General features: G+C 59.1%; 14 protein-coding genes. All 14 read left to right on the top strand.

The annotated features are described in order from the left end of the window. On the top strand, positions 1 to 440 hold a 440-nt coding region (locus tag ABYO54_RS07635), incomplete at its 5' end, for a helix-turn-helix domain-containing protein (RefSeq protein WP_372807657.1). A 196-nt stretch (positions 441 to 636) separates the two neighbouring features. Further along, positions 637 to 1,095: a tRNA (cytidine(34)-2'-O)-methyltransferase gene (locus tag ABYO54_RS07630; protein WP_372807656.1), complete on the top strand. Its 459-nt coding sequence runs from the start codon at positions 637 to 639 to the stop codon at positions 1,093 to 1,095. 96 nt (positions 1,096 to 1,191) lie between these two features. Continuing rightward, positions 1,192 to 2,178, top strand: a complete 987-nt coding sequence (locus tag ABYO54_RS07625) for an AAA family ATPase (RefSeq protein WP_372807655.1) — start codon at positions 1,192 to 1,194, stop codon at positions 2,176 to 2,178. A gap of 60 nt (positions 2,179 to 2,238) precedes the next feature. Next, positions 2,239 to 2,592, top strand: coding sequence for a four helix bundle protein (locus tag ABYO54_RS07620; protein WP_372807654.1), 354 nt, complete (start codon positions 2,239 to 2,241; stop codon positions 2,590 to 2,592). Further along, the gene (locus tag ABYO54_RS07615) at positions 2,589 to 3,512 is read left to right on the top strand and encodes a DUF58 domain-containing protein (protein WP_372807653.1); all 924 of its coding nucleotides are present in this window, start codon (positions 2,589 to 2,591) and stop codon (positions 3,510 to 3,512) included. Before ABYO54_RS07620 ends, ABYO54_RS07615 begins: the two co-directional genes overlap by 4 nt. Positions 3,513 to 3,637: 125 nt before the next feature. Continuing rightward, positions 3,638 to 4,525 (top strand): hypothetical protein, encoded by an 888-nt coding sequence (locus ABYO54_RS07610; RefSeq protein ID WP_372807652.1) that lies wholly within the window; start codon positions 3,638 to 3,640, stop codon positions 4,523 to 4,525. Continuing rightward, positions 4,509 to 4,961 (top strand): GxxExxY protein, encoded by a 453-nt coding sequence (locus ABYO54_RS07605; RefSeq protein ID WP_372807651.1) that lies wholly within the window; start codon positions 4,509 to 4,511, stop codon positions 4,959 to 4,961. The genes ABYO54_RS07610 and ABYO54_RS07605 overlap by 17 nt, the downstream gene beginning before the upstream one ends. 12 nt (positions 4,962 to 4,973) lie before the next feature. Then, positions 4,974 to 5,936, top strand: a complete 963-nt coding sequence (locus ABYO54_RS07600; RefSeq protein ID WP_372807650.1) for a VWA domain-containing protein — start codon at positions 4,974 to 4,976, stop codon at positions 5,934 to 5,936. A gap of 52 nt (positions 5,937 to 5,988) precedes the next feature. After that, positions 5,989 to 6,993: a VWA domain-containing protein gene (locus tag ABYO54_RS07595; protein ID WP_372807649.1), complete on the top strand. Its 1,005-nt coding sequence runs from the start codon at positions 5,989 to 5,991 to the stop codon at positions 6,991 to 6,993. After that, positions 6,990 to 7,883, top strand: coding sequence for a hypothetical protein (locus tag ABYO54_RS07590; RefSeq protein ID WP_372807648.1), 894 nt, complete (start codon positions 6,990 to 6,992; stop codon positions 7,881 to 7,883). The genes ABYO54_RS07595 and ABYO54_RS07590 overlap by 4 nt, the downstream gene beginning before the upstream one ends. A gap of 13 nt (positions 7,884 to 7,896) precedes the next feature. Continuing rightward, a complete protein-coding gene (locus tag ABYO54_RS07585; protein WP_372807647.1) occupies positions 7,897 to 8,445 on the top strand; it encodes a hypothetical protein in 549 nt (182 codons plus the stop codon). 30 nt (positions 8,446 to 8,475) lie between these two features. Further along, positions 8,476 to 10,218, top strand: a complete 1,743-nt coding sequence (locus ABYO54_RS07580) for a BatD family protein (protein ID WP_372807646.1) — start codon at positions 8,476 to 8,478, stop codon at positions 10,216 to 10,218. After that, positions 10,215 to 10,958, top strand: coding sequence for a tetratricopeptide repeat protein (locus ABYO54_RS07575; protein WP_372807645.1), 744 nt, complete (start codon positions 10,215 to 10,217; stop codon positions 10,956 to 10,958). Before ABYO54_RS07580 ends, ABYO54_RS07575 begins: the two co-directional genes overlap by 4 nt. A 35-nt stretch (positions 10,959 to 10,993) precedes the next feature. Further along, positions 10,994 to 11,212, top strand: a complete 219-nt coding sequence (locus ABYO54_RS07570) for a hypothetical protein (RefSeq protein ID WP_372807644.1) — start codon at positions 10,994 to 10,996, stop codon at positions 11,210 to 11,212. Positions 11,213 to 11,306 lie beyond the last annotated feature (94 nt).

Genomic DNA, 11,306 nt, shown 5'->3' with positions numbered 1-11,306 from the left:
GCCCGGACGACATCCTTCCGCTCGCCCAGCACTTCATCACCCAGGAGCTCGACGTCGGCCAGCCCTTCCCGAAGATGGACAACGCCGTGCTTTCGATCCTGCAAAACTATGCATGGCCGGGCAATGTCCGCGAACTGCAGAACGTAATCCAGCACTGCCTGACCTTCCTCAGCGACGACAAGATCACCAAGGAAACCCTCCCTTCCAAACTGATCGTCTCCTACGAAGAGAATCCCGGAGCCCAGACCGCTGCGCTGACCGGAGAGTTCGAGAAAGGCAAATCGCTCAAGGCCTTCCTGCGCGCCAAGGAAAAGGAATACCTGAAAACGGTCATCGACACCATGGGCGGCGACAAGGTGGCCGCGGCCAAGGAGCTCGACATCAGCCTGGCCACGCTCTACCGCAAGCTGCCGGAAGACGAACAGAACGCGGAAGGCTAACCCCCTTCCCCGCCCACGCAACAGGCGCCCTCCAACCGGACGGCGCCTTTTTCGTTATGATTGATTCGCCCCCATGCATCGGCTTGTCTCTCTGGGGCGTCTTCGCTATGTTGTTCCGCCAATGACGAAAAACATACAGATGCGCTTTTCAGACCGGGAACGGCAGGAAATGGATTTCCATTGGCCGGAGGTTCCAATGAATCTCGTGCTGGTCTATCCCTCCATCCCGCCCAACCCCGGCAATGCTTCGCGGCTGTGCGCCGCGACCGGCAGCCGCCTTCACTTGATCGAGCCGCTGGGCTTCGACATCGACGACCGCGCCGTACGCCGCGCCGGGCTCGACTACTGGGACTCGGTCGATCTGACCGTCTATCCCGACTTCGAAACCTTTCTGGAAAAGAATCCGGACGGAACAAAATATTTCTTTTCCACCGCCGGGAAGCGCGGCTTCCACCAAGCGGAATTCGAAGCGGGCGACTATCTGGTTTTCGGTAACGAAACCTATGGCCTGCCGGACGGAATCATCGGCGCCCAGCCGCCGGATCAAGTCTTGAACATCCCCATAAAACTTGATTGCGTGCGCTCGCTCAATTTGTCAAATTGCGCGGCGATTGTGCTCTACGAAGCCCTGCGGCAACTCAACCACCGCAGCTAGAATAACCCGTATAAGCATTACGGATTATTTTTTGAACACAGTCTGGCTTTAGCGGTCGAAGACCGCATTAACCCGATTTAACAAGGAGATGCTGGAATGGCGGGAATCGAAGTCATTAATCAGAAAGTGCGCGAAACCAGTGCGTTTGTGCCCACCTTAAAAGCCGAGATCGGCAAAGTCATCGTCGGGCAGGAATACCTGATCGACCGGCTGATCATCGGCATGTTGTCCAATGGCCACGTATTGCTCGAAGGGGTGCCCGGCTTGGCCAAAACGCTGACGATCAACACCCTCGCCCAGGCGCTCGACACCAGCTTCCAGCGCATCCAGTTCACTCCCGACCTCCTTCCCGCCGACCTGATCGGCACGCTGATCTACAACCAGAAAGACGGCGACTTCATCATCAAGAAGGGGCCCGTCTTCGCCAACGTCATTTTGGCCGACGAAATCAACCGCGCGCCGGCCAAGGTGCAGAGCGCGCTGCTCGAAGCCATGCAGGAAAAGCAGGTCACGATCGGCGACGAAACCTTCGTGCTGCCGAAGCCGTTTTTGGTGATGGCGACGGAAAACCCGATCGAACAGGAAGGCACCTATCCCCTGCCCGAGGCGCAGGTCGACCGTTTCATGCTCAAGCTCAAGGTCGGCTATCCGACCATCGAGGAGGAGCGCCGCATCCTCGACCGCATGGCGCACTCCAACACCGAGATCGCGATCAACCCCGTGCTGCATCCCGACGAAATCCTCAAGGCGCGCGAGATCGTCGACGAAATCTACCTCGACGACAAGATCAAGGACTACATCCTCGCCATCGTCTTCGCCACCCGCGAACCCGAAAAGTACAATCTCGATATCCGCGACTACCTGCAGTACGGCGCCTCGCCGCGCGCAACCATCAACCTCACGATGGGGGCCCGGGCCCACGCCTTCATGCAAGGCCGCGGTTACGTGACCCCGCAGGACGTCAAATCGATTGCCCCCGACGTGCTCCGCCATCGCATCATCGTCTCCTACGAGGCCGAGGCCGAAGAGCTGACCAGCGAAGGCCTCATCGAGAAAATCCTTTCCGAAATCCCGGTGCCCTAGGGATTTCCGATTTCCGATTGATGATTGCCGATTTAATACCTTTGACGTGCTGAACGAGCCATGGATCAAAACGAGCTAAAAAAACGAACCAAGCAATTTGCTTTGCGCATTCTTAAGCTGACGGCGGCATTACCCAAAACCGATGAGGCACGGGTTATACGAAATCAGCTCGCTCGATCAGGAACATCCGTTGCCTCAAATTACCGGGCTAGCTGTCGAGCGCGTTCACGAGCTGAGTTTATCGCTAAGATTGGAACCGTCATTGAAGAAGCCGACGAGTCCTGTTTCTGGCTTGAGCTTATCGTCGAAGGAGAATTTCTGCCTCTGTCTAAAGTCGAGGCCCTACTACAAGAAGCCAATGAGATCACTGCAATCATGACCGCATCCCGCAAAACGGCGGAGGAAGGGAAATGAGCAAAGCAATCGGCAATCGGCCATCGGCAATCGGCAATGGAGTCGACCATAAAGAACTGCTGAAGAAGGTTCGCCGGATTCAAATCACCACCAAGCACGCGGTCAACGACGTGTTTGCCGGGCAATACCATTCCACCTTCAAAGGGCGCGGCATGGAGTTCGACGAGGTGCGCGAATACGTGCCCGGCGACGACATCCGCTCGATCGACTGGAACGTGACCGCCCGCACCGGCGCGCCCCACATCAAGAAGTTCGTGGAAGAGCGCGAGATGACCGTGATGCTGGTGGTCGACGTCTCGGCCTCGCACCTGTTCGGCAGCGGAACCCAGATGAAGCGCGACCTCGCGGCGGAAGTTGCCGCCGTGCTGGCCTTCTCGGCCATCCGCAACAACGACCGGATCGGCTTGATCCTGTTCGCCGAAGAGGTTGAAAAATATATTCCGCCGAAGAAGGGTACGCGCCACGTGCTGCGGCTCGTGCGCGAAATGCTTTCCCACCAACCGCAGGGAAAGGGCACCAACGTGATCCCGGCGCTCGACTACCTCAACCACGTCAGCACCCGCAAGAACGTCACCTTCCTGATCTCCGACTTCATGTTCAGCGACAACTATGAACGGCTGCTGAAAATCTCCGCACGCCGCCACGACCTCATCAGCGTCGTCATCGGCGACAAGCGCGAGATCGCCTGGCCGGACATCGGCCTCATCAACTGGCACGACGCCGAGACCGGGGAGACGGTGCTGGTCGACACCTCCAGCAAGAAGGTGCGCAACCGGCTCGCCTTCGATCAAACCCGCCGCGCCGAGGCGGTCGACGAACTTCATCGCAAAGCCGGGATCGACACCGTCCGCCTTTTCGCAGGCGAACCCTACGACAAACAATTCATTAAATTTTTCCGCCAGCGCGCCCAAAGACGATGATTTTCAGACCGCAAAGACGCAAAGCCCCAAAGAAAGCAGACGCGGGATCCAACCTCGTTGCGGGTGCTTTCTGTGCACTTTTCCTGATTGCCACCGGAGCACATGCCGGGGAATGGGAACTGACTGTGGCACTGCCGGAAGAACCGATCCTGATCGGCGACCGCGTTTCGCTGGTGATCACGGCGACCCACCCCACCAACGCGGTCGTCGAGTTGCCCGAGATCGGGCACGAAAAAGACGTGATGGTCCTCAATCGCGAGTGGAAGAGCGAACCGCAAGGAGACGGCACGGCGCGGACCGAAACCACCTATACCCTCACGTCGTTCCGGCTGGGCGAACATCTCCTGACCACCAATCCCGTCATCTGCCGGGCGGGCGGCCAGATCGAAACAAACGCCTTTCCCGAAACCTACCTCAAGGTCGTCAGCAGCCTCGAGGAAAATGCGTCGCGCCAACTCGCCGACATCAAACCGATCCACAAGCTGCCGGGCCGGATTCCGGCGTGGGTATGGATGGTCCCGGGGGCGGCGCTGGTGGCGTTTCTGATTGGACTGATTACGTCGAAGCTGTGGCAAAACCGCGAGGCGCTGATCCCCAAGGTGCCGCCGATCCCGCCGCACATCACCGCCTTCAAGGCGCTAGAGGAACTGAAGAGTAAGGGCCTGCTGGAAAAGGACGAATGCAACCCGTTCTACACCGAGCTTTCGCTCATCCTGCGCACCTATCTCGAAGGGCGCTTCCACCTCAACGCGCCGGACGAGACCACGGAAGAAATCGTGGAAGAGATGAGCCGCTCGCCGGAGCTCGACGGCGCGCAGCGCAACATGCTCCAGGAGTTCATGCGCCAGGCCGACATGGTCAAATTCGCCAAGGGCCACCCCGACCGATCCTCCATGGAATCCGCCTTCGACACCACCAAGCAATTCGTCACGGAAACCAAGCTTGAGGATGGGTTAGCCACAAGAGACCGCAGAGAACTCAAGGATGGGGAGGATAATGGAAACCAGAATTAAAGAACTATGTGATCAGGTTCGGGAAACTGCGTATGCGATCCATGAGTACCTTGGCACGGGCCATTTGGAGAAAGTTTATGAGAACGCCCTTGCCCACCGCCTTCGCAAAGCTGGACTGGACGTCAAACAGCAACATCCACTGAACGTCTATGACGAAGATGGAACCGAAATCGGCAACTATTGCGCCGACCTGATTGTCGAAGACGTCCTGATCATCGAACTGAAGGCCTGCAAGACCTTTGCGGAAGAACACAAGGCACAAATTATTGGTTACCTACGGTCCGCCAACCTAGAACACGGGTTGCTCATCAACTTTGGTTCCTACAAATTCCAAATCAAAAAATTCGTGATGGATAAGACCAAACGAACAATCCGCATTCCCGGAACCCCCTCACTTCTATTTTCTCTTGCGTCCCTTGCGCTCTTTCGTGGCTAAATAAACATTCCCATGAGACTCGCCCACCCCATATTTTTATTGTTGCTGTTGCTGATTCCGGTGCTGGTTTGGCTGCGCCGGCATATGCAACACAAGCGGACCATGCAGTTCAGCGACGCGAACGTGCTGAAAGGGTTGCCGAAAAGCTGGCGCGTCCGGGTGCAACCGCTGGTGCCGGTTCCCTACGCCCTGGGGCTGGCCTGCCTCGTGGTGGCGCTGGCCCGCCCGCAGCGCGGACTGGAAGACAGCCGCGTGCGCACCGAGGCGGTCGATATCATTTTGCTGATGGACCTCTCCGGCTCGATGGATACGCAAGACTTCCACAAGTTCAACCGCAAGATGAGCCGGCTGGAAGCCTCGAAGGAAGTGATTAGCCGCTTCCTCGAAAACCGGCCGAACGACCGCATCGGCATGGTGGCCTTTGCCACGGTCCCCTATGCCATCGCGCCGCTGACCCTCGACCACGGCTGGCTGGTGCAACGGATGGAAGGACTGCATACCGGCATGCTCGACGGCGACCGCACCGCCATCGGCGACGGCATTGCCTCGGCCATCAACCGCCTCCGCGACAGCGAAGCGAAAAGCAAGGTGATCGTCCTGCTGACCGACGGCGCCAACAACTACGGCACCCTCTCGCCCGAAAATGCGGCCAGTGCCGCCGAGGCGCTGGGCATCAAGATCTACACGATCGGCGCCGGCGGCGCGCGCACGGGCCTCTTCATGCAACGGCAGGAAGTGGACGAAGATTCGCTCAAAAAAATCGCCGAAACCACCAACGCCAAGTTCTACCGCGCAAAGGATCTCGAAACCCTCGACGCCGTCTACGGGCAGATCGACCTGCTGGAAAAAACGGAAATCGAGGTCGAACGCTTCACGCGCTTTGAAGAGAAGGCGGCAAGCTGGCTCATCGCGGGCATCGTTTTATTGGGAATTGAACAGTTATTGAATTTAACAAAACTAGGAAGGTTGCCGTGATGCGAGACGTGACGACTGAAACGTGATTGATCACGCCTCACTCATCGAAACCATGAAATGGCATAATCCAGATACCCTGATGTGGCTGTTGGCCCTGTTGCCGCTGCTGTTGGTTACGGGCCTGTTGCTGAAACGGCGCCTAAAGCTGCTCGACCGCATGGCGGAAGAAGGGCTTTGGCCCACCCTGTTGCCGGGCCTTTCGCCGCAACGGCAGCGCACCATGAACTTCATCCGCGTGGTGGCGCTGGCCTTGGCCATCGTGGCCCTCGCCCGGCCGCAGTGGGGCTTCCAATGGGAAGAGGTGAAACAGCGCGGACTCAGCATCATCGTGGCGCTCGACACCTCGAAGAGCATGCTGGCGCAGGATATCAAGCCCAACCGTCTGCAGCAGGCCAAGTGGGGCGTGCGCGATTTGGTCAAGGAACTCGAAGGCGACCGCATCGGCATCGTCGCCTTTGCCGGGGACGCCTTCCTGCAATGCCCGGCCACCATCGACTATGCCGCCTTCCTGATGATGCTCGAAGACATCTATGCGGGCATCGTCCCCGTCGGCGGCACCGACCTCTACCGCGCGCTGGAGGAATCGATTGAAAGCTTCGAAAAAGCGGAAGAGACGCAGTCCGACAAGGTTATCGTCCTCATCTCCGACGGCGAAGGGCACACGGGCGACCCGATGGCGCTGCTGCCGAAACTCAAGGAGGAAAAGATCCGCGTCTTCACCATCGGCGTCGGCACCAAGGAAGGCACGCCGATCCAAACGTCGGACGGATGGATCAAGAACAAGGAGGGCAACGTGATCAGCAGCGCGCTGAACGAAAAAACGCTGGAGCGCATCGCCTTCGAAACGGGCGGCTTCTATGTCCGCTCCGCCCCCGGCGACTTTGGCCTGGAGCGCGTCTACCAACAGGGCATCGCCGAACTCCAGCGCGAGGATCGCGAGGCGCGCATGTCGAAAAGCTGGACCGAGCGGTTCCAATGGTTCGCGGGCGCCGCCCTCCTGCTGCTCGTTTTGGAAGCCGCCATCCGGCCGGTGAAATGGAAAGGAGCCCGCAAATGAAACGGGGTTCATGGCCGCAGGCCATTCTATTGCTGCTCTTTACTGCAACCTGGTGCGCCAACGCGGAGGACACGCCGCGCTCGTCGATGCGCAAGGGATTGAAGGCCTATAAACGCGGCGACTACACCAACGCGGTGCAACACCTCGAAAAAACGGTGCCGGAATTCCCGGACATCGGCAACTACAACCTCGGCAACGCGCAATATTGCACGGGCGACTTCGAGGCGGCGGCCGATTCCTTTAACGAAGCGCTGCGGACGACGGATTTGGAACTGCAGGCCAAGGCCTATTTCAACCGAGGCAACGCCCTGCTGGCACGCACCACCGATCTGGGCGGACAGGAGCAGATCAAGCTGGCAGCCGAACTGGCGTTCCAGGCAATGGACATGTTTGAAAAATGCCTGTTGCTCGACCCGACCGACCTCGCGGCCAAGCAGAACTTCGAGCGGGCGCAGGCGCTGCGGCTGTTGCTGGAATTCAATCGGGGAAAATGGTGGTTCGACCAGGCGGAGTCCCTGCTCACCCAGTTCAAAGCCAAGGACGCACAGGCCGGCTACCGCCAAGCCAAGCGACAGTTCGAGCACATCCTCGAAAACGTCGATCCCGACCATGCCGCGTCCAAGCAATACCTGCCGAAAATCGCCGAACGGCTGGAAATGCTTGCCCTGGCGGTCGAAGCCGCGGAGTTCGACCTGAAGACCGCCTTGAAACAGATCGAGGATTACCAGTACATGCTGGCCGCGCAACGGTTGACAACCGAGACCGATGAACGAAAATACGCGTTCGACATCAAACCCGATTTGAAGAAGCGTTATGAAGAGACCATCAAGAAAAACCAGGACGTACTCAAAATCATCGAAGAGCTCTCCAACCTGAACATGGTTAAATAACGAACATGGAATTATGAATGTAGAAAGCAAACAGACGAAGCAGGTGACGGGAAGGGTGCGCGATCCGATTTTCCTCGTTCTTTTTTTGTTCTTCGCAAGCGCGCTGCACGTGCTAGCCGCCGAGCCGGGCGAGATCGATATCGACACGACCTATTTCCACCCGGCGGCCAGCAGGTATATTCACGGCGACATGGCGGGCGCAAGCAACCTGGTCTATCAAGGACTGGCCGAATACCCGCAGGACGGCAAACTGCTGCGCCTGAAGGAACTGCTTAAACAACAGCAGGAGCAGGACGACCAGCAAAACCAAGATCAACAAAACCAGGACGACCAGCAAAACCAGGACGACCAGCAAAACCAGGACGACCAGCAGAAGCAGGACGACCAGCAGAACGAAGATCAACAAAACCAGGATCAGCAACAGCCCCCGCCCCGGGCCGAGCAGATGAGCCAAGACGAGGCCGAGCAGCTGCTTGACGCCATGAAGCAGGAAGAGGAAAACAAGCGTCTTCAACTCCAACCCGTGCTGGGCAACCCGGTCAAAGTCGACAAGGATTGGTAGAATCGTGACGAGTAAAACGTGATGCGCAATTTGAAAACAACCACATTGGTGCTCGCCGGAAGTTTGCTTTGGGCAACCTGTTGCTGGGCGGCGGACGTGCGGATGACGATCGAGCCGGCGCTGATCAGCCTGCTCGACCGCGCGGTGCTGAAAGTCGAATTCATCGACTGCAAGGGCGACGCACTGGATATTCCCGCAATGGATGGGCTCGACATCCAATACCGAGGCCCGCAAAGCAAATACAACTTCGTCAATGGCAAGACCTCGTCGAGCATCACCCACACCTATCTGGTCACCCCGTCCAAGGTGGGCGACTATACGATCGGCCCGGTGTCCGCCAAATTCACCGGCGGGCAGAAGGAACTTTCCGCCAAGCTGCGGGTCATCAAAAAGGCCGACGACCAGGAGGCGCAGCAACTTTCGGAACTGATGTTTTCGGAAATCTCCTCCAGCCGAGAGGCGCCGCATGTGCATGAACCGTTCGACCTGGAACTGAACGTGCACATCCGCGACGGCATCCAGATCGACGGCAACTTCAGCATCCGCGGCGGCATGCCCGAAACCGGACTCGACGGCGATCTGGAATGGCGGATCGCCGGGCGCGACCGGAAAGAGATCAACGGTTCGATCTTCAACGTCTACACGCTGACCACCACGGCCAAGACCCTGACGGCGGGAACCTTCAGCTTCCGGCCCGAGGTGCAGCTCAACGTGGTGATCCCCCGCCAACAGCGCCGTTCGTGGGGATTCGACGACCCCTTCTTCGGCGACATGTTCGGCCGGCAGGAAACCCGCCCCTACATCCTCGAATGCAACGAGCTCAAGGTCGAGGTCCGGCCCGTCCCGATAAACGGCCGCCCGGACAGCTACACGGGCGGAGTGGGCGTGTTCGATTTCGGCGTGGAGGTCTCCCCCAGAAAGGTCAAGGCCGGCGAACCGATCACCATCCGCATGCGGATTTCCGGACGCGGCAACCTGGAAAAAATCACGCCGCCGACCCTCGAAGACGACCACAACTTCAAGCTCTATGACGCGCGAAGCGTGGCCACCCAGAACCCCAACGAGATCCGCTTCGAACAGGTGGTGATTCCCAAATCGGACGTCGTCACCAACATTCCGCCGATTTCGTTTTCCTATTTCAACACGAAGACCACCGACTTCCGCACCATCACCCAGGGCCCGTTCCCGGTCATGGTCGAAGCCGCCCCGCAGCAGGCCGCCCAAGTGATCGCCACGATGCCCTCCACCATCTCGCAGAAGACGGAAATCCTCGGGCGCGACATCGTCTACCTCAAACCGCTGCCCAAGCGATGGAAGAACACGGCCGACACCGCCTGGCACCGCACCACCGGCTTCAAGATCCTGCTGGCCCTGCCGGCGTTACTGGTCGGCGTGGTGGCGGTCGCGACCCTTCGGCGCAACACCCTCGCCAACAACGTGGCCCTCGCCCGCCGGCAACAGGCCCCGAAGGCGGCGCGCAAGCATATCCAGCGGGCCGAGGCGGCCTTGCGCAAACAGGATTCAACCCTCTTCTACGAAGCGATGTGGGACGCCTTGGCCGAATACTTCGGCCATCGCCTCAACCTGGCGCCCGGCGAGGTCACCCTGCCCGCGGTGCTGGCCCGCGTGGACGACGACTCCGGCGCCATCGAAACCTTGTTCAACACCATCGAACAGCGCCGCTATGGATTCGGCGACCGGCACGACGATTCGAAGGCGCTGCTCGACCAGCTCACCGCCACCATGCGCAAGTGCGAAAGGATGAAGCGATGAAACCTCTCCTGATCATCCTCACGGCATGCTCGACCCTGCTGGCCACCGCCCAGGCGGCCGAGCTCAGCCTTTCGGAAAAATATCTGAAGGCACAGACCGCCTACGACGACGCGCGCTATGCCGAGGCGGCCATGATCTACGAAGCGATGGTCAACGACGGCGTCGCCAATTCCGAGGTGCACTTCAACCTCGCCAACGCCAACTTCAAAGACGGCCACTTGCCGCTGGCCGTTTGGCACTACCGCAAGGCGTGGTACGAATCCCCGCGCGACCCGGACATCAAGGCCAACCTGCACTTCGCCCTGAACGCCGCGGGCGCCATCGATCCCGCGCCCGGCTTCGTTGCGCGCATCTTCGAAACCCTCTCGATCGGCGAATGGATCGCCGCCGCCGTGGCCGGCTACCTGCTGCTGGCGGCCGCGCTGATCCTTTGCCTGCTGGTGCCGTCCATCCGGCGGGCCCTGCTGAAGTTTTGCCTGGCGCCGGCCGCGCTGATCCTGGTTTCGGCCGGCGGCTGGTGGCAGTGGCACCAACTGGAACTCCATCCGGAATGGGTGGTCGTCAAAACCGAGGCCACGGCCCTCTATAGCCCGGTCGAGGGTACCACGGCCCATTACAAATTGCCGCTCGGCGCACTCGCCCGGCAAACCGGCTCCGATCCCAAGGGATGGATCGAGGTGGAATACGACGGAAAACGCGGGTGGTTGAAGGCAGGATTTATAAGTCGGGTTTCTCCTTGATAATGGGACGTGCATAGTAATTAATTGCGACTTCTATGAAAACGAAAAGTCCATTTCAGCCGAAGGCCCTCCTCTGGTGGGTTGCAATCATCTCTCTGGTGCTCTCCGGGGCAATGTACTACCTGCTTGGCACGCAGGCCGAGATCGACGTAACCGTCCGGCAGCAGCGAATGATCTTCCCGCTGATCGGCATTGTCATTGCCGGCGTCTGCCTGATTGCCGGAACGGCGAGCCGCTGGTTCTACCCCAAATAGGAGCCCCATGAAAGCCGACATCGAATGGACGGAACGGCTCGAAAAGCGGGTCAAGCGAACGGTACGGATCACCTTTGTGGGCCACGACATCATC

It is taken from the genome of Pontiella sp. (genome assembly GCF_041622395.1).
Lineage (GTDB): Bacteria > Verrucomicrobiota > Kiritimatiellia > Kiritimatiellales > Pontiellaceae > Pontiella.
Note: the sequence above shows the minus strand (reverse complement) of the source record. Positions and strands in the feature narration are given on the sequence as shown.